The 23,345-nt window shown below is 66.3% G+C and carries 23 protein-coding genes; 7 read left to right on the plus strand and 16 right to left on the minus strand.

The window, feature by feature from the left end:
- Together G474_RS0118715 and ureE are read left to right on the plus strand one after the other, a co-directional pair.
- Entirely contained in the window at positions 1-591 is a 591-nt protein-coding gene (locus G474_RS0118715; RefSeq protein ID WP_051282442.1) for a hypothetical protein, read from the plus strand.
- A gap of 3 nt (positions 592-594) precedes the next feature.
- Complete coding sequence (gene ureE / locus G474_RS0118720) at positions 595-1,143, plus strand: urease accessory protein UreE (RefSeq protein ID WP_026688273.1); 549 nt, start codon at positions 595-597, stop codon at positions 1,141-1,143.
- 15 nt (positions 1,144-1,158) lie between these two features.
- On the opposite strand, the gene G474_RS21695 is transcribed toward ureE, so the two are convergent.
- From G474_RS21695 to G474_RS0118775, 11 genes are all read right to left on the minus strand, one after another.
- Positions 1,159-3,264, minus strand: a complete 2,106-nt coding sequence (locus tag G474_RS21695; protein WP_084513862.1) for a TonB-dependent receptor plug domain-containing protein — start codon at positions 3,262-3,264, stop codon at positions 1,159-1,161.
- 19 nt (positions 3,265-3,283) lie between these two features.
- Complete coding sequence (locus tag G474_RS0118730; RefSeq protein WP_026688274.1) at positions 3,284-3,985, minus strand: urease accessory protein UreH domain-containing protein; 702 nt, start codon at positions 3,983-3,985, stop codon at positions 3,284-3,286.
- Positions 3,986-3,987: 2 nt separating this feature from the next.
- Positions 3,988-4,800, minus strand: coding sequence for an acyl-CoA dehydratase activase (locus G474_RS0118735; RefSeq protein WP_026688275.1), 813 nt, complete (start codon positions 4,798-4,800; stop codon positions 3,988-3,990).
- Positions 4,797-6,080, minus strand: coding sequence for a double-cubane-cluster-containing anaerobic reductase (locus G474_RS0118740; protein ID WP_043465396.1), 1,284 nt, complete (start codon positions 6,078-6,080; stop codon positions 4,797-4,799). Before G474_RS0118740 ends, G474_RS0118735 begins: the two co-directional genes overlap by 4 nt.
- Positions 6,077-7,048, minus strand: a complete 972-nt coding sequence (locus G474_RS0118745) for a 4Fe-4S binding protein (protein WP_026688277.1) — start codon at positions 7,046-7,048, stop codon at positions 6,077-6,079. The genes G474_RS0118740 and G474_RS0118745 overlap by 4 nt, the downstream gene beginning before the upstream one ends.
- On the minus strand, positions 7,041-8,390 hold the full coding sequence (locus G474_RS23730) for a hypothetical protein (RefSeq protein ID WP_156919356.1): 1,350 nt from the start codon (positions 8,388-8,390) through the stop codon (positions 7,041-7,043). The genes G474_RS0118745 and G474_RS23730 overlap by 8 nt, the downstream gene beginning before the upstream one ends.
- Positions 8,391-8,408: 18 nt before the next feature.
- Entirely contained in the window at positions 8,409-10,508 is a 2,100-nt protein-coding gene (locus G474_RS0118755; protein WP_084513864.1) for a TonB-dependent receptor, read from the minus strand.
- Between the two features lie 111 nt (positions 10,509-10,619).
- Positions 10,620-12,695, minus strand: a complete 2,076-nt coding sequence (locus tag G474_RS0118760) for a TonB-dependent receptor (RefSeq protein ID WP_084513865.1) — start codon at positions 12,693-12,695, stop codon at positions 10,620-10,622.
- A gap of 42 nt (positions 12,696-12,737) precedes the next feature.
- Positions 12,738-13,154: an ExbD/TolR family protein gene (locus G474_RS0118765; RefSeq protein ID WP_026688281.1), complete on the minus strand. Its 417-nt coding sequence runs from the start codon at positions 13,152-13,154 to the stop codon at positions 12,738-12,740.
- A 10-nt stretch (positions 13,155-13,164) separates the two neighbouring features.
- Positions 13,165-13,851: a MotA/TolQ/ExbB proton channel family protein gene (locus G474_RS0118770; protein ID WP_043465399.1), complete on the minus strand. Its 687-nt coding sequence runs from the start codon at positions 13,849-13,851 to the stop codon at positions 13,165-13,167.
- Between the two features lie 16 nt (positions 13,852-13,867).
- On the minus strand, positions 13,868-14,479 hold the full coding sequence (locus G474_RS0118775; RefSeq protein WP_084513868.1) for an energy transducer TonB: 612 nt from the start codon (positions 14,477-14,479) through the stop codon (positions 13,868-13,870).
- 322 nt (positions 14,480-14,801) lie between these two features.
- Here G474_RS0118775 and G474_RS0118780 point away from each other — a divergent pair, with 322 nt between their 5' ends.
- Genes G474_RS0118780 through G474_RS0118795 form a run of 4 tightly spaced genes read left to right on the plus strand, consistent with a single transcriptional unit; the run spans position 14,802 to position 17,531 of the window.
- Entirely contained in the window at positions 14,802-15,497 is a 696-nt protein-coding gene (locus G474_RS0118780) for an urease accessory protein UreF (protein ID WP_043465402.1), read from the plus strand.
- A 1-nt stretch (position 15,498) separates the two neighbouring features.
- Positions 15,499-15,996 (plus strand): endonuclease domain-containing protein, encoded by a 498-nt coding sequence (locus tag G474_RS0118785; RefSeq protein WP_084513866.1) that lies wholly within the window; start codon positions 15,499-15,501, stop codon positions 15,994-15,996.
- Positions 15,993-16,640 (plus strand): urease accessory protein UreG, encoded by a 648-nt coding sequence (ureG, locus tag G474_RS0118790; RefSeq protein WP_043465405.1) that lies wholly within the window; start codon positions 15,993-15,995, stop codon positions 16,638-16,640. The genes G474_RS0118785 and ureG overlap by 4 nt, the downstream gene beginning before the upstream one ends.
- Before the next feature lie 9 nt (positions 16,641-16,649).
- Positions 16,650-17,531: a spermine/spermidine synthase domain-containing protein gene (locus G474_RS0118795; protein ID WP_043465408.1), complete on the plus strand. Its 882-nt coding sequence runs from the start codon at positions 16,650-16,652 to the stop codon at positions 17,529-17,531.
- Here G474_RS0118795 and G474_RS0118800 read toward each other — a convergent pair.
- Positions 17,528-18,850, minus strand: a complete 1,323-nt coding sequence (locus G474_RS0118800; RefSeq protein ID WP_026688288.1) for an MFS transporter — start codon at positions 18,848-18,850, stop codon at positions 17,528-17,530. The two genes, G474_RS0118795 and G474_RS0118800, sit on opposite strands and share 4 nt — an antisense overlap.
- A gap of 128 nt (positions 18,851-18,978) precedes the next feature.
- Here G474_RS0118800 and G474_RS21700 point away from each other — a divergent pair, with 128 nt between their 5' ends.
- A complete protein-coding gene (locus G474_RS21700; RefSeq protein WP_043465410.1) occupies positions 18,979-19,299 on the plus strand; it encodes a hypothetical protein in 321 nt (106 codons plus the stop codon).
- 24 nt (positions 19,300-19,323) lie between these two features.
- Here G474_RS21700 and G474_RS0118810 read toward each other — a convergent pair whose 3' ends face one another.
- The 4 genes from G474_RS0118810 to G474_RS0118825 all read right to left on the minus strand — a co-directional run bounded on the left by G474_RS0118810 (position 19,324) and on the right by G474_RS0118825 (position 23,312).
- Entirely contained in the window at positions 19,324-20,163 is an 840-nt protein-coding gene (locus G474_RS0118810; protein ID WP_051282444.1) for a M48 family metallopeptidase, read from the minus strand.
- A gap of 55 nt (positions 20,164-20,218) precedes the next feature.
- A complete protein-coding gene (locus G474_RS0118815; protein WP_026688290.1) occupies positions 20,219-22,081 on the minus strand; it encodes a GGDEF domain-containing protein in 1,863 nt (620 codons plus the stop codon).
- Positions 22,082-22,206: 125 nt separating this feature from the next.
- Positions 22,207-22,938: an LrgB family protein gene (locus tag G474_RS0118820; protein WP_026688291.1), complete on the minus strand. Its 732-nt coding sequence runs from the start codon at positions 22,936-22,938 to the stop codon at positions 22,207-22,209.
- The gene (locus G474_RS0118825; protein ID WP_026688292.1) at positions 22,935-23,312 is read right to left on the minus strand and encodes a CidA/LrgA family protein; all 378 of its coding nucleotides are present in this window, start codon (positions 23,310-23,312) and stop codon (positions 22,935-22,937) included. Before G474_RS0118825 ends, G474_RS0118820 begins: the two co-directional genes overlap by 4 nt.
- Between the last annotated feature and the right edge of the window lie 33 nt (positions 23,313-23,345).

The following is a 23,345-nucleotide window of genomic DNA, read 5'->3' on the forward strand; positions in this document are numbered from 1 at the left end:
ATGGCACGCCATTTCCGACACCTTGTTTCAGGCCTGTGCGCAGCACTCGCCGCCTGCATGACCCATGCCGCCCCGAGCGAAACACCAGAGGAACTCGTACCGTTGATTCCTGCCCGCTCGACACTGTTTTTTCATGATTACGCCGATCTCAATGGCGACGGCAGGGAGGATGCGCTGCTGGTCGTCGAATCGGCCACGGGCAAGGAGGATGACGACGGTCAGCGCACGTTGTTGATCGCCGTTCGACAGTCGGACGGCAAGCTCAAGATCGTCAAGCGCAACGAAAAAGTGGTGTATTGCCGGACCTGCGGCGGCACCATGGGTGACCCGCTGACCGAAATCTCAGTCAAAGCGCGGACAATCACCGTCGAGCATTACGGCGGGAGCGGCTGGCGCTGGGGAAACAGCTTCAAATTCGCCTATTCGCGCCGCGATGACACCTGGCAACTCGTCCGGGTCGAAGAGTATTCGTTTCACTTTTCCCAGCCCGACAATGTCAAATCCCACAGCTACAAACCGCCGCGCGACTTCGGCAAGATCGACATCGCGGATTTCGACCCCGACAAATTCCAGGGCGTTGGCCCCAAATAATTCATGCTGATACTCAACCAACGCAGCACCTCCGCCGCCACCGACTCGGTGGCGCTCGCCTACGACGAACGCAAGCGCAGCCGCCTCAAGGTGACGCTGGCTTCCGGCAGCGAGGCCGGCATTTTTCTTGAGCGCGGCGACCACCTGCACGGCGGCGACAGGCTGGCGGCAGAAGACGGTTCGGCCGTCGTCGAAATCCTCGCTGCCCCGGAAAAGCTGATCGAGGCCGTCGCCGACAGCCCGCTGCTGTTCGCCCGCGCCGCCTACCACCTGGGCAACCGGCACGTGCCGGTGCAGATCCTGCCGACCGACAACGGCGGCAAGCTGCGCTTCCAGACCGACCACGTGCTGGCCGACATGGCGCGCGGCCTGGGTTGCGCGATCAGCGAGACGGAAGCGCCCTTCCAGCCGGAGTCCGGGGCCTATGGGGCCCACGGCGGCCACCATCACCATGGCGACGATGACCACGGGCACGAGCATGGCGACCTGCACGACCCCGGCCACGGCCCGCACCGTTCCGTGCCGAAAATCCACGAGTTCAAGCCGCGCTAAGTCCGGCGGACGGGCTTACAGGCTCCCTTCCAGCGTCAGCATGTAGCTGGGAACGTTGCGGCTGCAGGTTTCCAGTTGCCAGGCGTCGGCCGCCGCGCTGGCGCGGGCGAGCTTGCAGGTGTCGGCGCGCAGCAGGTTGTTGGCATTGAAGCGCAGGTTGAGGCCGGGCTGCAGGCGGTAGACGGCGAACAGGTCGAGGACGGTGCGGTCTTCGGTACGCTCCTGGCGCTCGCCCGGGATGCTGGTCTTCACTTCGGCGAAATGCTGGACATCGAAGCCGGCCGTGACGCGCTCACCGAACGGCCGCTCGTAGCCGAGGCTGAGCTGGTAGCGCGGCGATTCGCGGGCTTCCCGGGTCAGGTCGAGGCGCTCGTCGTGTACCCGGCTGCGCGGCACGGTCAGGTGGCCCTTGAGGGTGCCCGGCACCACGCCGAGCTTGGCGAGGTTGAGCTTGGCGTCGAGTTCGGCGCCCCAGTGCTCGGCGTCGCCTTCGTTGTACGGCCGGTCGACCCAGCGCGCGCCTTCGAGCGCCACCCGGCGTTCGACGAAATCGCTGGTCTGGCGGGCGTAGAGATTGAAGCCGACCACACCGGCGTCGGCCGGCAGGTAGTGTTCGAGCACCACTTCGAAGTTGGTGCTGCGCTCCGGCCGCAGGTCCGGATTGCCGCGCTGGTCGGCTTCGAGCGGCGTGTTGGCGCTCAGGCTGAGGACCGGCCGGTTGCTCAGTTCGTCGAGGCGCGGCAGCTTCAGGCCGCGGCCGATGGAACTCCTGAACACCCAGCGCTCGGCCGGCTCCCAGCGTAGTGCCAGCGACGGGGCGACGATGCCGTGACGGCGGCTGTCGCCCTCCACGTCGAGGCGGAACTGCTCGCCACGCAGGCCGAGGGTCAGGGTGGTACGCGGATCGAGGGCGAATTCGTCCTGGACCCAGGCAATCGTCTGCCGCTCGCCGGTCTGGTAGCGGCTGGTGGCGCCGGAGAGGTCCTGGCGGTCTTCCCGTTCGAGGCGGGCGCCTTCCAGCGCCAGGGAAAGGAAGTGACTGCCCAGGCCCCGGTCCAGGCGGACCATGCCGTTCAATTCATCCTCGTCGCGCGCCAGGTTTTCGTCGGCCTGGGTCAGGACGCCGCTGGCACTGCGATAGTCGCGCCGGGTATCGGTGTCGCGCTGCCCTTTCATCCAGGCCAGGCGTGAACTCAGCTTGCCGCCGTCGAGCTTGCGCTCGCCTTCGAGGCGCAGGCGGTAGAGGCGGGTCTTGCCGCTTTCCCGGTCGGCGCGGCTGCCGTCGGCGGCGAGGCCGGTGCCGGCCAGCGGGTCGGCGTAGCTGGAGCGGTCCATGTTGCCCCAGCGTCGGGTGTCGCCGCGAAACAGGGTTGGCCAGATCGAGAAACTATCCCCGTCGCGCCGCCAGTTGAGGCGTGGGCTGAACACCAGCTCGTTCATGGTGAAGCGGCCGTCGTTCTCGTCCCGTGACCAGGCGTTGCGGGCGCCGCCGGTAAAGGCCTGGCGGTCGCTGTCGCTGCCGGAGACCATGACGTGATGGTTGATGGTCAGCGGCAGCACCCAGGAGAACTCGCCAGCATTGCCGCGCCGGGTCACCGTGCTCTGGCCGAAGACCCGGCCGTCGCGGGTGCCGGTGGCGAGCTTGACGGTCGTGTCGGACTTCTTCGCCGTCTTCTTCATCACCAGATTGACGGTGACCGAGGCGCCGCCGCCAAACTCGGCCGACGAACCGCGCAGAATCTCGACCCGCTCCAGCTCGCCGGACGGCAGGCGGCCGACCGAGGCCGCCGCCATGCGCGAATTGCTGCCGACCCGTTCGCCGTCGATCAGCAGTTGCACCGAGTCGCGCACCATGCCCCGGGCCCGCATCGACTGGCCGCCGTGGGCATCCTGGCTGCCGGCGTCGATGCCGGGCAGCTTGCTGATCACTTCGCTGACCGTCGTCGCGCCGAGGTTGGCGATTTCCGCCTGATTGAGGATCACCTTCTGCGTCACCGCCTGGCGCCGCTCCTCCAGCGCATCGGCCCCCGCCGTCACGGTTACCGTGGACAGCACCTGCTCTTCGGCTGCCGCCTGCCCCCCCAGCACGGCCAGCAGGCCGGCCATCCAAAGCTTGTTCATGTTGTTCTCTTCTCCCGTTTCATACGATGCCGCTGGCGCTGGCCCCTTGCCAGAGCTGGACGAGGCCCGTTCCCAGCAACAGGAACGCGCTCAATGCTTCGATGCGCGGTTGCCAGCGCCCCAGTTGTTCGCGCAGTTGCTGGCCGACGTAGGCAACGACGGTGCCATACACCAGCCAGGGCGCGGCGATGGCGCCGAGGCCGAAACTGAGGCCGAGCGCGGCGCCGCTCCACGCCGTGCCGCTGGCCGCCGCCGCGACCAGTACCGCGCCCTGCGGCGCGCAGGGCGTCAGCGCCATGCCGACGCCCATCAGGTAGAGCCCGGACGGCATCGCCTGGGCTGCCGCCTGGCGCGGTCGCCAGCTGATTTTCTGTTCATTCTTTGGCGCGCAACTGCCGCAAGCCGGACGCCGCCGGCCGAGCAGCGCAACGCCGACCAGCACCAGGGCGACGCCAACCGTCAGATGGACGACCCAGCCATTCACCCCGCCAACGTAGCGGCCGCCCCACCAGCCGCTGACCGCGCCGAAGCCGCCATAGACGGTGAGCCGGCCAAGCGAGACCGGCAGCAGGATACGCCAGGAACGGGCGATGCCCTGATCGGCGTTGACGAAGAGCGGCCCGAGGTAGGGCAGGCAACTGAGCAGACAGGGGCCGAGCCCATAGACCAGCCCCAGCCCGAGCGCCATCGGCAGGCCGATGGCCACCGCCTCGACTGGCATCGTCAGTGGCCTTCCTGCTGTTCGGCGAGGAACTCGCTGCGCGCCAGCACGGCGGCGCCGTAAGCGGTGGTCGTCTGCGGGTACTGCGGCACCACCAGCTCGCGCTGCAGCTCGTCCTGGATCGCCGCCACCAGCCCCTTGTTGAGCGCCGGGCCGCCGTCCATGTACACGCGGTCCTCGATGCCGACCCGCTTGGCCAGGCGCACCGTGCGTTTGGCGATGGAATAGTGGATGCCGGCGACGATTTCGGCCTTGCCGTGGCCGTTGGCGAGCAGGCCGATGATCTCGGATTCGGCGAAGACGGTGCAGGTACTGTTGATCGACAGCGGCGCGCCGCTGCCGGTGAAGTGGATGTCGCCCAGGTCTTCCAGGTCGAGGTCGAGGTTGCGCGCGGCGACGTCGAGGAAGCGGCCGGTGCCGGCGGCGCATTTGTCGTTCATCACGAAGTTGCTGACGTTGCCGCTGTCGTCGATCTGGATCGCCTTCGAATCCTGGCCGCCGATGTTGATGATGGTGCGCACGCCGCCGTAGGCCTTGCCGGTCTCGTGGGCGCCGATGGCGTTGGCGGTGATCTCGGAAATCGAATCGTCGGCTTCCTTGAACAGCTTGCGGCCGTAGCCGGTGGCGATCAGGTATTTCAGTTGCGCCCGGTCCACGCCGGATTTCTCCAGCAGCACGCGCAGCGCTTCCTTGGCGTTTTTGTGGAAGAGGCTGCCGGAGTCGGTGACGTGGATGCCGACGATCTCGCCGCCCGCGTTGATCAGTACGGTCTTGATGGCGGTGGAGCCGATGTCGATGCCTGCGAAGTAAGTCATGCGCGAGCCTGTCTTTTACGGGTCTTGATGGATTCGAGGAAGGCCTCGACGCGGGTCGACAGCTGGCCCATGTCGTCCGGGCTGTAGTCGGTTTCGATGTAGAGCATCGGGATGCCGGCCTTGTTCAGCGCTTCGGCGACGCTGCGCTGCTCCATCTCGTACACCTGGCAGCCGGCGAAGGACTGGTAGACGACGCCGTCGGCGTTGAAGGTGGAAACGAGGTCGAGCAGGCGCCGGATGCGGTCGTCGTTGCGGGTGAAGATCGGGCAGGTGCAGGGCTTCAGGTACTTGTCGGCAATGCTCTCGATCATGTGGCTGAGCAGCCATTCGTCGACCGCCGTCATGTCGTAGAGCATGCGGTTGGCCGAGCAGGTTTCGTCGGCGACGACGACGCCACCCGCCTCCTCGATCAGCAGCGGCAGCTTGATGTTGGGGAAGATCGGCGGCGAGCCGGTGAACACGATGCGCGGCGCCTTCTTCTGCACGGCGCTGAACGCCTCGGCCTCGCGCTGCGCGAGTTCGGCGTTGAGCGCCTCGACGGCGGCGCTCCAGCGCTCGATATCGTCGAAGAAATAGGCGTTGGTGACGAGGAAGACGTCCTTGCCGAGGATCAGCGACGGCGCCTTGCGGCGGAAGTTGTGCAAGGTGCGGAAGGCGGCCTGGGCGCGCGAGGTCTTGGCCATCGCCTCGCGCAGGCGCTGCCGGGTCAGCTTCTTGCCGGTGACTTTCTGCAGGCGCGCCGCCAGTTGCTTGACCACCCGCCGCCAGTATTCGCGCGCCGCCTCGTTGTCCTTGGCGCTCGGCAGGTCCAGGTCGTAGACCTGGTAGCCCATGCCTTCCATCATCTGGGCGGCTTTCTTCTTCTGGTCGCAGGTCGTCGGATTGACGATCAGCTCCAGCTTGCCGACGTCGGGCACGGCCTTTTCCGAATGCAGGCGGCCGAGCGTCGCCTTGACCAGCGAGCAGGACTTGGCCGGCATGAAGTCGGCGCCGACCTGATCGTAATGGTAGGCCCCGTTGCACAGGCGGACCGGCGTGCCGCCAGCGGCGTAGATCAGCTCTTCCGGCACCTGGATGCAGGTGGTGCCGATGCCCGGCCCTTCCCGGTCGAGCGCTTTGCCCTCGATGAAGGCGTGGCGGAAGAGGTCGTAGAAATAGGTCATCGCCGCCGGGTTGTCGATGAAATCGTCGACGATGTGGTTGAGCATGACCTCGGCTTCGCGCGCCTGGCGGCTCTGGTTGAACGCCGGCTTGAGCGGCACTTCGCGGATTTCACTCACTTGCGGATTCCCTTGTTCATGCGCTTGATGAAACCTTCCTCGGTCGATTCGAAGAAGGTGATGTTGGCGAAATCGACCTTCAGCGCGCCCTTTTCCGGGCAGGCGGCGACGCACTTCAAACACAGCGTGCAGTCGTCGGTCATGATTTCCTTGCGCGTCACGTCATCGGCGATCTCGCGGATTTCCATGTCGCAGGCGGTGTAGCAGTCGCCGCAGCGGGTGCATTTGCTGCCGTCCTTGCGCAGGCGCAGCAGCGCCGGCTTGGAAAGCAGGTAATGCAGCGCGCTCATCGGGCAGAAGAAGCAGAAGAAGCGCTTCTTGACGAAGGCGCCGACGATGAACAGGCCGGTGATGCCCATGCCCAGCGCGGTGAGGACGATCTTGCCGGGGCTGGAGAAATCGATCGTCCACTGCGAGAAGTCGCCGACGAACAGCGGCAGCACCATCCGCCCCGGGCAGATCTGGCAGAACGGCGCGCCGACCTCGTGCGACCACAGGCCGCCGCCGATGCCGAGCGGAATCAGCAGCAGCAAGGCGAGCAGCACGTACTTGATCCAGGTCAGCCGGCGGAACTGTTCGTGCGTATAGCCCGACTGGCGGATGCCCAGCTTCTGGCGCAGGCTGGTCAGCCAGTCCTGCAAGGTGCCGAGCGGGCAGACGAAGCCGCACCAGCCCTTGTTGAGGACGATGAACCACAGCGCAAAAATGGCGAAGCCGGTGAGCACGGCGACCCCGGCATAGCTGAACAGTTGCGGCCAGGGCCGCGCCAGCTGGTGCTGCAGCGGCAGCAGGTAACAGACGCCAGCGCGGCCGTCGCGGATGTAGCCGCAGCTGAACATCGGCAGGCTGTTGCCGAGGTTGATCGCCAGATAGCCGCCATAGACGAAGAGGACGAAGGCGGCGAGCTGGAACCAGAAGCGGAAACGCTTCAGGTCGACGTTGTTGACCGCGTCGCGCAGCTTACTCATCGAAGCTCACCTCGCGGTAGGGCCGCACCCGGCGCCGCCGGTAGAGGTAGACCGCGGTGCCCGAGAAGAGCAGCGCGACGACGGCGATGCCCAGCCCCCAGGCGTAGGACTCGTAGTCCTCGATCGCCGGATAGTAGGCGCCGGCCAGCGTCGTCGTGTAGCGCACGCTGTGGTAGGGACTGCCCTGCCATTCGCCGGCCTGGTCGACCGGGAAGCTGGCGCTGACCACGAAGGTTTCGCGGTGGCGGCGGTCGAACTCGCGCCATTCCGGGAAATAGTCGCGGATGACGACAAAGCCGGCGCGGCCGTCCTCGTCGGACTGCACGCTGTTGCTCCAGCCCTGGCCGCTGGTGAAGCTGACGCGGGCGTTCTGCACCGGCTTGCCATCGCGCAGCACCTGGAAGCGGATGGTGTCGCCGTAGTTGATGCGGGTGAACAGCCCCTCCCCATCCTTGCGCTCGCGGACGATCTCGACCGGCACCCGGGAATCGGTGCGCGGCACCATCAGCTGCGCCTCGCCCTCAACCTTGGAATGGCCGGCCGAACGCATCACCTCGGCCTTGGCGACGGTCACCGCCAGGGTTTCCTGATCGACCGCGCGGCGCACGAAATAGGCGTTGTAGACGCCCGGTTCGGGCATCGGGAAAGTCACGTTGTAGGGGCCGCCGTGCGCTTCGACGTCGATGGACGACGCCTGCTGCTGCGCATCGAGCAGCAGCACCGGCTCGCTCGCTGGCACGCTGCCCGCCGTCAGCGGGTTGCTGCCGCTGCGCAGCCACAGGCGCTTGTTCGGGATGCGGCCGGGCGCGCCGCCCATGCCGCTGTCGTCCATGCCAGCCATCCCGCCCATGCCGGCCATGCCGCCGCGGGCGCCGCCCGGACGTCCACCGCCGTCGCGGCGCGGTGCCTGGTCGCTCAACCAGAGCACGCCGTCGCCGCCACCGCGCATGCCGCGCGGTCGGCCCGATGCGGCGGCTGGTGCCGGCGGTGCGGCCATCGGCATCGTGTGCCCGGCATGCGGATCGACCGCCTGGGCACGAGCGGCCGGCGCCTGGCCGGCTGCCGGCTTGCCCGGGCGAGCATCAGCCGCCGGCGGCGCCTTTTCGGCAACCGGCGCAGCGACTTCTACAGCGACCGGCGCCGCCTCGGCCTGGCGCCGCTCGGCCGCCCGCGCCCGCCAGAAGGCCCGCTTTTCTTCGTCGGAAGCATCGGCCGGCGGCCGCGGCCCGGCGTAATCGCCACGACTGACGCCGGGCGGCGGCCCGCGCCGCTCGCCGGTCTCCTGCGCCGGCACGCTTGCCGCGCAGAACAGCATCGACAACAGAACCAGTTCTTTCACCATGCGCACGATCCGCTCCCGTCAGAAGTTGTAGCTGACGCCGGCGCGCAGGGTCAGCGGTTTGTAGCCTTCGTCGTAAGTCGCCTTGCCGGCGGCGGTCATCCAGGCGCGCTCGGCGTATTTCTTGTCGAACAGGTTGAGGACGTGCAGCCAGGTGCTCCAGGTTTTGGTCTTGTAGGCGATGCGCAGGTGGAACAGGTCAGGTCGCTTGTAGGTGCCGCCGACGTTCTCGTTGTTGCGGTAGTAGGAAGTGATGTGGTCGTACTCCAGCTCCGCGCGCAGGTGCTCCATGGGCTTGACCCCGACGCGCAAGTTCAAGTGGTGCTCGGGCGCGCCTTTCCAGGTATTCCCGGAGTAGTCGTAGGTCGGCGTCTTGTAGTCCTTGTATTTGACGACACTCCAGGTATGGGACAGGCCCGCATCCAGCCAGCGCGTGACGTCAAACGCGATGGAGGTTTCCAGGCCGTGCAGGCGGGCCTTGCCGGCATTGACGTTCCTCTGGTAGCACGGCTCGCTCGGCGCGCAGTCTTCGCGGACGATCATGTTTTTCAGGTCGGTATCGAAGTACGCCGTATCGAAGCGCAGGCGCTTCGCCAGCAACTGGCCGCGCAAGCCCAGCTCGTAGGTCATCGACTCGATGGGCTTGAGGCTCATGTTCATCGGCACATAGGTGGTTTGATTCGGGGTTCCGCCAGTGCCCAGCATGTCGCTGATGCTGGGGGCCAGGAAGCCTTCCGCCGCCCGGGCCCAGAGCAGGTAGCCTCCGGAAAACTCATAGGTGGCGCCGAGTTTCTTGACTAGTCGGGAAAAACTTTTCTGGCCGTCGCCCTTGTCGCCCAGCTTGTTATTCGTTTCCAGCTCGAAATCGTCCTGGCGGATGCCCATGGACAGCCTCAGCGCGTCAGCCGGAGAAAATTCGTAGTGCAGGAACGGTGAGGTGTGTTTTTCCGTGCCCAGGGTGTAGGTATTCAATGCACCTCTGGAGAAATCGCCATCCAGGGCCTGGGCATAGGAAGTCGTGTTCTTGTAGTTCTTGGATTCGGCATCCATCCAGGTCGTATCCACACCCAGATACAGCGTGGACAGGGCAAAGGAAAAGTCGTGGCGATACATGGACTGAATGCTGTTTTCCGTCGTATCCCCCTCACTGATGCTCATGGCGTTGGCCGCAGTGGCACTGAGGCTTTTCGTGCGGGTGGCCCGGTTCAGGGCCGCGATATTCAGCTCGCCGTGCTCACCAATACGCCGCTTGTACTGAAGTGAGGGCGTGACGTAGGTGGTGTCGGTCTTCTTGTACTGGGTGGCCAGCTCGCCCCGCCAGTTCCTGACAAACTGCTCCTCCGAAATCGAGCCGGGGTCCCGGGCGATGTCGTTCAGGTATTCCAGCCGCGCGGTCAGTTTCGAGAATTCGTCCGGGCGATAGACCAGCTTCCCGCTCAACGCGCCCTTCTTTTGCGAGGCGCTTTCGTTCTCCCGCCAGCCCTTGTTATCCATGTAATTCAGGTTGAAGAAGTAGCCCAGATCCTTGTTCACCGAGCCGCCCTGGGAATAGTCCGTCCGGTAGAGGCCGAAATCGCCCACTTCCTGTGAAATCCGGCGTTCCAGTTCCCGGGGTGGATCGCGCGTGATGACGTTGATGGTGCCCCCGAAGGCGTTGCTGCTGCTCAGCACGGAGCCCGGGCCGGTGATGACTTCGACCCGCTCGACATCCGACGGGCTGGTCTCGTCGAGGGCGTTGAAGTTGCCGGTGCTGTAGGTATTCACCCGCATCCCGTCGACCCGCTTGTCGGTGTAGCTCTTGCTCCCGTCGGGAATGCGGATGTTGCGGATCATGGTCATCCCGGGAACGCGCCAGAGCAGCTCACGCCGGGGATCGACGAACTTCACCGTGTCCAGGACCTCGGGCGAGATCGTCGTCCCGGACATGGGCGAATACGGGCTGAAGGTCTCGATTGCCGATTTTTCCTGGACACTCAGGTCGGCATCGGCGGTTGTCTTGACCGGCGCCAGGAATTTTTCCTCGCTCTGGGCATTGGCCAGGTGGCAGAACAGACCGAGCACCGCAACGGCCATGGACCGGGGAATATGCGGTGCTGCGCCTTGAACGACTTTTAAGGACATGAACTCACCCTGTGATCTTGTGATCGATAAGCTTGCCCGGGCCGTGCTGGACGGAGGGGCGAAAATCGGCGTCCGTCTGGGCGCCGCACGGTGTTGGTCGGTGTGGCCGCATCAGAACTGGTAGGAAACGCCGACCCGGACCAGGCGCGGCGTGTAGCCTTCGGTGTAGGAATTGCGTACCCCGGCGTCAGTGGAGCCGACCCGTTCCGCGTACTTGCTGTCCCTCAGGTTGAGTACGTGCAGCCAGGTGCTCCAGGACCTGGCGCTGTAGCTGGCGCGCAGGTTGTAGAGGTCGGGGCGGCTGTAGCTGTCGCTGTTGGCCTGGTTGGTGTAGTAGCTGTCGAGGTAGTCGCCCTCCAGCTCGACCCGCCAGCCGGCGGCCGGCTTGACCACGAGGCGCAGGTTGTAGTGGTTGCGCGGCGTGTAGTAGCGCCGGGTGCCGCTGTAGTCCGCCGTCGCCGTCTTGTAGTTGTCGTAGCGGTAGCGCGCATAGGTGTGCGAGAGGCCGACTTCCAGGTAGCGGTTGATGTCGTAGGAAAGCGCCGTTTCGAAGCCGTGGGCGCTGGCTTTGGCGGCATTGACGTTGCGGGTGCGGCAGAACTCGACGTTCTGGATGCAGGCCTGGGAGACGATCAGGTTCTTGAAATCGGTCTCGTAGTAGCCTGTGTCGTACTTGAGGCCGAAATCGAAGCTGCCGCGCACACCGATTTCGTGAGTCATTGACTCTTCCGGCTTCAGGTCCATGTTGGCCGGCACGTAGCGGGAGGCCCAGGCCGCCGCCGGGGTGGCCGGGGTTGGCGTGCCGCTGCCGAGCAGGGTGCTGACGCCGGGACCCATGAACCCTTCGGCGACGTTCGCCCAGATCAGGGCGCGCGGCGAGATTTCATAGACAGCGCCGAACTTGCGCACGGTCTTCTGGTAGCTGGTGCTGCCGTCCTTGTTGTCGTTGAATTTGTCGTCGACCCGGTAACGGATGTCGTCGCGCCGCACGCCCAGGGTCAGGCGCAGCGGATCAAGGGGCGAGAACTCCACCTGCAGGAAGGGGGACTTATTCTTTTCGTAGGACTTGGAATGCGAGGTCAGCGCCCCGCGGGAAAAACGGAAGCTGTTCGGGCTGAGATCCTCGAATTTCCGGCTGTCGCTGACGGTATCCAGGTAGTCGAAACCGCCGGTCACCGAGGTCTTGGCCAGGCTGAAGTTGTGCTTGTACATCAACTGCAGGTTGGTTTCGTCGGAGTCCGTATCGCCCAGCGTAGCTCCGCCGCTGGTGAACCCGGAGGAGCGTGCCGTCTGCTCGGTGTGGCGCTGCTGGCCGTACAGGTTCAACTCGCCGAAGTCGCCGAACATCTTGCGGTAGTGCAGGGACGGGGTCGAATACTTGACCGCGGTGCGCAGGTAGCTGCCCGGCTCGGCCTGCCGCCAGTTGGCGCGAAATTGCGCTTCGTCAAGGGAACCGGCGCTCTGGTAGTCGTCGTCGATGTACTCGTAGCGCAGGGCCAGTTTGGAGCTGCTGTCCGGGCGCCAGACCCACTTGGTGCTGAAGGAAGTCTTCTTCTGGTCGGTGTGCTCGCGCCAGCCGTCCTTGTCCAGCTGGTTGATGTTGAAGAAGTAGCCGAGGCTGTCGCTGATCCGGTCGCCACCGCTCAGCCCCATGCGGTAACCGCCGTCCTCGAAGGCTTCGCCGGTCACCTGGTATTCGCGCTTGGCCGGCGGGTCGCGGGTGATCACGTTGATCGTGCCGCCGATGGCGTTGCTGCCGCTCAGGACCGAACCGGGCCCGCGGATGAACTCGATGCGCTCGATGTCGCCGGAGTTCACCTGGTCGATGAAGGTATAGGTGCCGGTGCTGCGCGCGCGCATGCCGTCGATGCGGTTTTCGGTGTAGTTCTTGCCGCCGTCGGTGAAGCGCAGATTGCGGCTCATGCTGACGCCGGGCACCCGGGGCAGCAGCTCGTGGAAGGAATCCACGAAGCGTACCGTCTCCAGCTCCTCCCGCTCGACGACGCTGCCGGCGAGCGGCGTGTACTCGGTCAGCCGGCCGAGTTCGGTGCGCGACTGCACTTCGACTTCCCGTTCGGCCTCGGCCTTGACCGGCGACAGGACGCGGTCATCGTCATCGGCGCCGAATACCGGTTGGACGAACGCGGCCGCCACGGCGACGGCCATCAGGCGTTGCCTGTGTTTCATGAACTACCCCCCTGGTGTTTTTTTATGGAATGGATGTCTGCTTTACTTCGCCTCGCCCTTGGGCTGGGTGACGAAGGCGATCTTGACGATGCCGCTGCGCTGGGCCGCCGCCATCACGTCGGCAACGGCTTCGTAGCGCACCTGGCGGTCGGCGCGCAGGTGCAGCTCGGGCTGGCGGGCGCTGGCCTCGGCGAAACGGGCGTCGAGGCTGTCCCGGTGCACCGCCTCGCCGTTCCAGTAGGCGATGCCGTCGGCGTTGATCGCCAGCTGGATGACCTCGGGCTTGTCGTCGAGCTTGGTGGCGCTGACGCGCGGCAGGTCAATGGGAATCGCCTGGTGGAAGAGCGGCGCGGTGATGATGAAGATGACCAGCAGGACGAGCATGACGTCCACCAGCGGTGTGGTGTTGATGTCGGCCATCGGGGTGTCGCCCCCCTCGTTGAAGGAACCGAAGGACATGGCGCGCTCCTCAGGCCGCCCGCGCCAGCGCGATGCGGGTGCCGGTGGTCAGGTAGGCGTGCAGGTCGTGGGCGAAGCCGTCCAGGTAGGCGGTGACCAGCCGGTTGGCCCGGTTCAGCGCGTTGTAGGCGAGCACCGCCGGAATCGCCACGAAGAGGCCGGCGGCGGTCATGATCAGGGCTTCGCCGACCGGGCCGGCGACCTTGTCGAGCACCACCTGGGTGGCGCCGGAAAGGCCGACCAGGGCGTGGTAGATGCCCCAGACGGTACCGAACAGGCCGATGAAGGGGGCGGTGGAGCCGACCGAGGCGAGCAGGGTCAGCCCCGATTCATTGCGCGCCTGGGCATGCACCATGTAGTTGCGCAGCGCCCGGGTCAGGGTTTCGCTGTGCGACACGCCGCTGCCCATGCTCTGCCCCTGGCGGCGCTCCTGGGCTTCCATCACCTGCGCCGCGGTCTGGGCCATGCCGGCGAAGATGCCGCTCTTGTCCTGGGCGCCGATGGCGGCGACGCCGCTGGCCAGGTTGGGGGCGTCCCAGAAGGCGTCGAAGGCGCGCTCGATGCCGCGATTGACCCGCAGCTGGGCAAAGAAGCGGCTGCCGATGATCATCCAGCTGAGGACCGACAGTATCGCCAGCAGGATGGCGATACCGTGGGTCACCCAGTCGCCCTGATTCCAGAAATGCATGATCCCCATGGAGGACTCCTTTTCGTCAAGAAAGCTCAAATACGATGGGTACGACGACCCAGGCGGCGACTGCTTCGTCGCCCCGGCGGGCAGGCACGAAGCGCCAGTGGGCGACGGTTTCCAGGGCCGAGTTGTCGAGGCGCTCGAAGCCGCTGCTCTTCTTGAGCTGGACCTTGATCGCCTCGCCGCTGGCGCTGACATGGACGCGCAGATGCACGACACCGGTCTCGCCCAGGCGGCGCGAGGCGGCCGGGTAGGGCGGCTTCGGGTTGGACAGGTAGTCGGCGTCGAAACGGGCCTCGACCAGGGCCGGCGCGGCCGGTGCCGGCGGCGCCTGGACCGGCGCCGGGGTGGCGACCGGCTGCTCGGCGACGACAAAAGTACTGGGAGCGGCGGGCGCCGGCGCGGCGGCCAGCACCGGCTGTGCCACCGGCTTGACGGTGCGCTGTACCACCTTGGGCGGCGCTGGCGGCGGCAGGGGCTGGGGCGGTGTTGCGGGTGCTTCCTGGAGCAGGCGCACGGCGATGGGCCTGGCCGCTTCCACGAGGCGTTCGCCCTGGGTTGCGCCGAAGGCGATCAAGGCGAACAGGATGCCGTGCACCAGGATGGCAGAGCCGATCCCACTGGCAGAGCGCATCCCGCCCGGAACCCCCCGGCCCTGCGGGAAAAACAAAGACATCGGTAACTCCCCCCGAACTTCACCGATTGCCCGGCCTCTTGGCGGGTGGGTCAATCTCCAGAAAATGGCGCCGCTGCGGCGCGACGCGCATTCTGGTGAAAGGTTCCGGGGGGGAGAAGTGACAAATTGCCGCACCCCCCGGGGTGAGACCATTAGCCGCAGTTTCCGGGGGGCTGCCCATCCGCCGTTTTCCCCTTGCAGGTCCAGCTTCCGGGAAGCTGTTTCCTGTTGCGTCAAATGGCGTATTGGTCAGTCGGCCGGTCCGGGAGACAATCCGGGCATGCGCATCCTGTCTTCGTCACTGCAGCTCGCCCGCCTGCTCCAGCTCGCCAGCCCGGCCCTGCCCGTGGGGGCCTACACCTATTCCCAGGGCCTGGAATGGGCGGTGGAATCCGGGGTGATCCGGGACGAGGCGAGCGCTGGCTGCTGGATCGCCGATCTGCTGGCGCACGGCATCGGCCGCTACGAGGCGCCGCTACTTGTGGCCCTGATGGCGGCGTGGACCGGGGGAAATCGGAGCGAAATCGCCCGCCTCAACGGCGAATTCCTGGCCAGCCGCGAATCCGCCGAGCTGCGCGCCGAAACCGTGCAGATGGGCTTTTCCCTACACCGGCTGGTGCGCGACCTGCGCGACCCGGCCTTGGCCGATGTCGAAGCAACGCTGGCCGGACTCGGCGAAATCGCTTTTCCCACCGGCTGGGCCGGCATTGCCGCGGCCTGGCAGATCGTCCCGGAAGCGGCACTCACCGCCTACCTCTGGGCCTGGGCGGAGAACCAGGTGATGGCCGCCCTGAAAGCGGTGCCCCTGGGCCAGGCCAGCGGCCAGCGCCTGCTCGCCGAACTCGGCGGGCGCATCCCCGCGGTTGCCGCCGCTGCCCTGACCCTGCCGGAAAGCCAGTGGTCAAACTTCACCCCAGCCTTCGCGATTGCCTGTGCCCGGCATGAAACCCAGTATTCGCGGCTGTTCCGGTCTTGAGATGGCGGAAAAGACCTTAACCCCCCCTAGCCCCCCCTTGTCAGGGGGGGAACGCGCGAGCGGAAAATCGACCGCCACTCCCTCCCCTGACAAGGGGAGGGCCGGGGAGGGGTTTGCGGCCGTTACCCGAAAGAACAAATTCATCGCCTACGACCAGCGCCTGACTACCTTCGCCCGCGCCAACCGCCAGGAACCTACGCCCGCTGAAAATCTGATCTGGCAGAAAGTCCTGCGCAACCGCCAGCTTTGCGGCCATAAATTCCTCCGCCAGAAACCCATTGGCCCCTACGTCGTCGACTTCTACTGCGCCGAACTCCAGCTGGTCGTCGAAATCGACGGCGACAGTCATGCCGAACAGCAGGACTACGATGCCCAACGCACGACCTTCCTTGAAAGCCATGGCTTACGCGTCCTGCGCTACGCCAACCGCGACATCCTGAACAATCTCCCCGGTGTGTACGCACACCTCCAACAGCAACTGGAACAAAGCCCACCATGAGCAAACAAGCCCTGCGCGCCGCAAACTCACGCCCCGCCGCATTACGCGTCGGGATAGGCGGTCCCGTCGGTTCCGGCAAGACCGCCCTGACCCTGGCCCTGTGCCAGGCCCTGCGCGACAAGATCGACATGGCCGTGGTCACCAACGACATCTACACCGCCGAGGATGCCAAATTCCTGGTCCATCACTCGGCGCTGGCCCCCGAGCGCATCATCGGCGTCGAGACCGGCGGCTGCCCGCACACCGCGATCCGCGAGGACGCCTCGATCAACCTGGAAGCCGTGGACCGCCTGCAGCGCGCCTTTCCCGGCGTCGAGCTGATCCTCGTCGAATCCGGCGGCGACAACCTGGCGGCGACCTTCTCGCCCGAGCTTTCCGACCTGACCCTCTACGTGATTGACGTCGCCGCCGGCGAGAAAATCCCGCGCAAGGGCGGGCCCGGCATCACCAAGTCCGACCTGCTGATCATCAACAAGATCGACCTGGCGCCCCTGGTCGGCGCCTCCCTGGAGGTCATGGCCCACGATGCCAAGGCGCAGCGCGGCGAGCGGCCCTTCGTCTTTTCCAACCTGAAGACCGGCGAAGGGCTGCAGGCCATCATCGATTTCATCCGGGATAGGGGAATGCTCACTTTCGCCCCATAATCCGGGCCCATGAAATCCGCCACCCCCTATTTCGAGCTGCCCAGCCCCTTCGAAACCGAGCTGGGCACCCTGAAACTGCTGGAGCCTCCCGGCAGTTCCGCCAGCGAGCTGCGGGCCCGGCTGTTGGATGAAAGCTACGACAAGCCCTTCGTCCTGGACGACGGGGAGCTGCGCTACCTCTATTTCAATACCCGCCTGATGCAGAGCGCCATGCGGCTCAAGTCCCCGGACAGCCTGGACCTGCGCTACACCCAGAAGATGATGGCCTTCCTTCTGTTCCTGACCCGGCCTAAGCGTCTGGCCCTGATCGGTCTGGGGGGCGGTTCCCTGATCAAGTTCTGCTACCGGCGCCTGCCCGGCACCCACCTCACCGGGGTGGAGCTGGACCCCCATGTGCTCGCCTACCGGGAGCTGTTCCTGGTGCCCGGGGACGACGAGCGGCTCAGCATCGTCCAGGCCGACGGGGCCGAATGGCTGGAGGGGGTGGAGCGGGGCCTGGACGTGCTGCTGGTGGATGCCTTCAACAAGGACGGCTTCGCCCCCGGGCTGGCCCGTCGGGAATTCTTCCAGGAGGCCTGGAACAAGCTGTCCGGTAACGGGGTGCTGGTGGTGAACTTGGCCGGGGAGCCGGGCACCTATGCCGGTCTGGTGGGGGCGGTGATGGAGGTGTTCGACGACCAGGTGCTGGTGGTTTCCGTGCCCGAGGACGGCAACCACGTGCTGTATGCCTTCAAGGCCCGGCAGTTCGAGCCCCGCTGGCGGGTGATCCACAACCTGGCCAAGGAACTGAAGGCCCGGCACGGCCTGGATTTTCCCCGCTTCGCCGAGAAGCTGGAGCGGGCCAGCCGCCAGGGCGTGGCCCGGCGGCTGCTGGAGGGGGAACTGGTCTAGTCGCTCAGCACCGCGTCCCGGGTTTCCGGCAGGAACAAAAGGCCCACCACCAGGCCCAGGGCCAGGATCCCGGTGGGGTACCAGAGGCCGGCCAGGGGATGGCCGCTCCAGCTGGAGAGCAGGGTCACCATGAAGGGGGAAAGGCCGCCGATCCAGCCCGCCGCCAGGTTGTGGGGCAGGGCCACGGCGGAGTAGCGGGTGCGGGCCGGGAACAGTTCCGCCAGCACCGCCGTCTGGGGGCCGGTGATGCCGGCCAGGGCCAGGGTGGGCAGGAGCAGCAGGGCCACCACGGCCAGATCCTGGCCTTGGGCGCCGAAGTGCAGCAGGCCCTGGAAGACCGGCAGCAGGCTGCCCACCCCCAGGGCCAGGCCCGCGAGCAGCACCGGGCGGCGGCCGATCCGGTCCGAGAGCCAGCCGGCGCCGATGGTGAGGGGGAACAGGGCCAGGGTGGAGATCAGCACCAGCAGGCCGGCGTGGGCCGGTTCCAGGCCCACGCTGCTCTTGAGGAAGATGCCCGTGTAGACCTGGGCGGAGAAGAACAGCAGGGAGCCCCCGGAGGAAATGCAGAAGAACAGCAGGCCCATGCGCCCCAGGGTGCGCCGGTCGGCGAAGCATTCCCGCAGGGGCGTCTTGCTCACGGCCCGCTGTTCTCGCAGCAGGCGGAAGATGGGGGATTCGTGCAGGTTGAGGCGGCTCTTGATGGAAATGGCCAGCAGTATCAGGGAGACCAGGAAGGGCACCCGCCAGCCCCAGGCGGCGAATTCGGCCGGGCTGAGCCAGGTTTGCAGGGCCACCACCTGGGCGCTGGAGACCATCATGCCCAGGGGGCCCATCAGCTGCAGCACGCTGGTGTAGGCGCCGCGCCTGCCGCCCGGGGCGTGCTCGGTGAGATACACGGCGGCACCGCCGATCTCGCCCCCCACGGCCAGGCCCTGGGCCAGACGCAGCAGCACCAGCAGGGCCGGGGCCAGCAGACCGGCCTGGGCGTAGGTGGGCAGCAGGCCCACCAGGAAGGTGGCGCCGCCCATCAGCACGATGGTGATCAGGAACACGGTGCGGCGGCCGATCCGGTCGCCCAGGGAGCCGAACAGGGCTGCCCCCAGGGGGCGCACCACCATGCCCACGCCGAAGGTGGCGAGGCTGGCCAGCAGGGCTGCCACCGGGTCGGTCTGGGGAAAGAAAAGCTGGGCCAGGTGGGAGGCCAGGGCGGCAAAGGTGAGGAAGTCGTACCACTCCAGGAAGGTGCCGAAGCAGGCCGCGGTGGCCACCTGGCGGTAGCTGGCGGAGTCGGCCACGTGGGGAAGGGGGGCTGCGGACATGGGCGGGATGACAGGAGACGGAGGCCGGATTCTACCCAGATTCGCCCGCCGGCCGGGCGTTGCGGGAAAACGTTGCCTGATCCCGGGGCTCTGATGCAGACTGGCGGCAGTTCATCGAGGGAGTTTCCATGCCTTACATCAAGCGGGATGCGGCCGGCCGTATCTTGAGCCTGCACCGGGAAGCGGAGCCGGGCGCCGACACCTACCTGCCCGCCAGCCACCCGGACGTGCTGGCCTTCGTGGGCCAGGAGGGCAATGCCATGGAGAAGATGGACCTGGAGTTCATCCGGGTCATCGAGGACGTCATCGACCTGCTCCTGGAGCGCAACGTGATCATGTTCACCGACCTGCCTCCGGCCGTGCAGCAGAAGCTCAATCTGCGCCGCTCCACCCGTAGCAACGGTCAGGGGGAGGACCCCTTCGACGGGGACGTGGTGCATCTGCCCTGAGCCGGGCAGTGCCGGCTCCGGGGGTTACGGTGCCGGGCGCCCGGCCTGTTCGTAGAGGGGCAGCACCTTGGGCAGCTGGGCCTCGATTTCCTTGATCCGGTTGCGGCCGGAAGGGTGGCTGGAAAGCCAGGTCAGGGGGGCGCCCTGGTTGGCCTTTTCCATCTTCTTCCACAGGCTGATGCCGGCCCGGGGGTCGTAGCCGGCCCGGGCGGCCAGGTCCAGGCCCACCACGTCGGCCTCGGTCTCGTCATCCCGGGAGAATTTCAGGGTGAGCATGTTGCCGCCGAAGCGGAAGGCGTCGGTATAGCGGCCGTCGCTGATCATGGCCCCGAGCAGACTGGCGCCCAGCTGGGTCATCTGGCTCTTGGCGATCCGTTCCCGGGCGTGCTCACGCAGGGCGTGGGCCACCTCGTGCCCCATCACCATGGCGATCTCGTCGTCGCTCAACTGCAGTCCCTCCACCAGTCCCGTGTAGAAGGCGATCTTGCCGCCGGGCATGCAGAAGGCGTTCACCTGCTTGGAGCCGATCAGGTTCACCTCCCATTTCCAGCGGCCCGCATCCTGGTTGAAGCGGTTGGCATGGGGGATGATGCGGGCGGCGATGGCCCGCAGCCGGCGTACCTGGGGATGGTCGGCGGGGGCCAGGGCGCCCTTGGCTTTGGCTTCCTGCAGCAGTTGCCGGTATTCCTGGGTGGCCTGCTGTTCCAGCTGGGCGGCTGGCACCAGCTTGCGCAGCACCGAGGGTTTTTCCACCTCCACCCCGGTCTGGGCCTGGGCGGCCGGGGCCAGCCCCAGGCTTAAGGCCAGCAGCAGGCCAGCCAGGGGGTGAGGCGGGCGGGATGTGGGGCGGGTGTGGGCGGACATGGGGCGCAGGGTTCCGGAGGCGACATGCATCAGATGGGGATGCCTGCCTCCGGGTTCAATATTCGTGCTTGTCGGTCCACATGTCCGGGGTGAAGCGGACCACCCGGTTGCGGCCCGTTTCCTTGGCCCGGTACAGGGCCACGTCGGCGAACTTGACCGCCTGCCAGAAGGTGTCGCTGTCGTCCGGATAGTCGGACAGGCCGATGGAGATGGTCTTCTGCAACACCGTGCCGCCCACGTTCACGCGCAGTTTCTCCACCGCGTGGCGGATGTTCTCCGCCACCTGGTCGGCGGCGGGGCCGCTGGCGTCCTGGAGCACGATCAGGAATTCCTCGCCGCCGTAGCGGATCACCATGTCGGAGGCCCGTACCGCCTGCTTCAGCACCTGGGCCAGGGATTTCAGCACCGCATCGCCGGCATCGTGGCCATAGGTGTCGTTCACCATCTTGAAGAAGTCCAGGTCCAGCATCAGGATGGCCAGGTGGCTCTGCTTGCGGCGCACGTTGGCCACCAGGGTTTCCACGTACTCTTCCAGGAAGCGGCGGTTGCTGAGGCCGGTCATGGGGTCCCGCAGGGTGGATTCCTTCAGGGTCTCCATCAGCCGCCGGGCTTCCAGCACCGGTGCGGCTTCGCGCAGGTATACGTTGATGTAGGGCAGGGCAGCCTGGACACGCTCTTTGTCGTCTTCCTTGACCACCAGCTGCACGATGCTGCCCACCACGCCGGACTGGATGATGGGGAAGCACAGGTAGCCCCGCTGCTGGGTGTCGTTGGGCGGTTTGAAGGCGTAGCAGATGTCGGGCTGGATGAGGCCGTCCACCACATGGCCGGTGCGCCGGGCTCGGCAGGTTTCCGGGCGTTCGAGGATCTGCGGGTTGCACCAGCGGCAGGGGGCCGCCAGATTGCCGTCGATGATCACCGTGCTCATCTCGTTCTTGTTGTGCGAGACCTCGTAGATGGAAAACTCCCCGAGGCTGAATTCATCCTGGAGGGTGGTGGACAGGCGCTGGTAGATTTCCACCTTGGCCTCGTCTTCCTCGATGGCCTGCTTGAAGTGGGAGGCCTTGGTCAGGCCTTCCACCATGTCGATGGTGGCCGTGAGCAGGTTTTCATCGGGCTTGGGCTTGCGTCCCGTGAGCATGGCCACCTGGCTGCCGATGCGGTTCAGGCCCGTGTCCAGGAAGGTGAGCAGGCGGTTCATGTCGGAAGCGATCTGACCGATTTCGTCCTCGGTCTTCTTCGAGACATGGCCCTTGAAATTGCCGTCTATGGCCTGGTGCACGGCCTCTTCCACGGCATTGGCGGTATCGGAAATGGGACGCAGCAGGTGGCGCAGCAGCACGAACAGGACCAGCACGAACAGGGTCACCGCGCCGACGATGCCCGCCACGGTGAGGATCGCCTGCTGGCGCAGGGGGGCGATGGACATGGTCATGGTCACCGCGCCCAGCACATCCCCGTCACGCACCTGGTGGCACTGGAGGCAGTTGGGGGTGCCCCGGGCATTGGCGATGTAGGGAATGGTGCCCCGGAAGATCAGGTCGTCATTGCTTTCGATGACCTTGAACATGGGCTTGCCTTCCTGCAGCACCTTCTTCTCGATTTCGTCCGGGGGCACCTCGCCCTTGGTGGCCTTGCCGAACTGTTGATCCACCAAGGGCGAGCGCACCACGTAGGCGGACTTGAGACCCTGGACCTCGGTCAGGCGGCGCAGGAACTGCTGCCGCTGGTCGATGACCCCGGTGATCATGGCCTCGGTCAGATGCACCCGGACCACCTCCGCCGCCGTGCGGATATGGTCCGTGGCCGTGGCGATGGAAAAACTGCGGAAGGCGTAGAGGCTGATGGCGACCAGCACCGCGATCAGGGCCGCGGCAATGGCGCTGAAGAACAGCGAAATCTTGGAATTGAGCCGCATGAGTCCCACTCCTCCCATTGAGTGGCTTATTTTTGCTATTGAGGCCGGATTATGCCGTGTAAGAGGAAGGTGGGGAACCCTGTCAAGCTCAGCTTCTCACCGGGCGGCTGGCCTCTCCGGGGCGTTCAGGCCAGCCAGCTGCCCAGCAGGGGAATCAGCAGCGGCACCAGGAGGGCGGTCAGGAGGCCGTTGAGGCTCATGGCCAGGGCGGCGAAAGCGCCGCTCTGCTGATCCACCTGGATGGCCCGGGCCGTGCCGATGCCGTGGGCCGCCAGGCCGATGGCAAAGCCCTGGGCGGCCGGGTCCCGCACCCGCAGCAGCTGGAACAGGTAGCGGTAACCCACGGCGCCGATGATGCCGGTGACGATCACCACCCCGGCGGTGAGGGAGGGAATGCCCCCTATGGTCTCGCTGATCCCCATGGCGATGGGCGTGGTGACCGACTTGGGCGCCAGGGACAGCACCGTGGGCAGGCTGGCCCCGAGCAGCCGGGCCACGGCCATGGCGGACAGGATGGCGGTCAGGGAGCCTGCCAGCAGGGCGACCAGCAGCGGCAGCAGCAGGGCCCGGACCTTGCGAAACTGGGCATGGAGGGGAATCGCCAGGGCCACGGTGGCGGGGCCGAGCAGGAAATGCACGAACTGGGCCCCGTCGAAATAGGTCTGGTAGGAAGTACCCGAGAGCTGCAGCAGGATGATCACCAAACTTACGGACAGGAGCACCGGGTTGGCCACCGGGTGATTGCCCGAACGCCGGTAGATCCAGCAAGCGCCCTGGTAGGCCAGCAGGGTCAGGGTCAGGCCCAGGAGCGGCGAGGCCGCCAGGTAGACCCAGAGGGTTTGCAGCTGGGGGGTCATGGCCGCTCTCCTGCAGCAGTTTCCTGATGCCCGTGCTGCTGCCGCGGGGACAGGAGCTGGATCAGGAGGGCCGTGACGGCCATGGCCAGCACCGTGCTCACCACCATGGCGACGCTGATGGGCAGCCACTCTCGTTCCAGGGTGGCGATGTGCAGCAGGATGCCGGTGCCCGCCGGAATGAACAGCAGGGAGAGATGCTGGAGCAGGTTCTGGGCCGCCTGCTGCAGCTCCGGCCCGGGGCCGCCCCGCCAGAGCAGGAAGGCGAACAGCAGCAGCAGACCCAGCACCGGGCCGGGCACCGGCAGCCCCAGCCCCCGGGCAATGACCTCCCCGGCAAGCTGGAACAGCAGGATCTGGGTAAAGGCGGCGAGCATGGCAATTCCCCTGACGATGAGGCCGCCAGTGTA

The sequence above is a fragment of the Azovibrio restrictus DSM 23866 genome, from assembly GCF_000429665.1.
In the GTDB taxonomy this organism is placed as follows: Bacteria; Pseudomonadota; Gammaproteobacteria; order Burkholderiales; family Rhodocyclaceae; genus Azovibrio; species Azovibrio restrictus.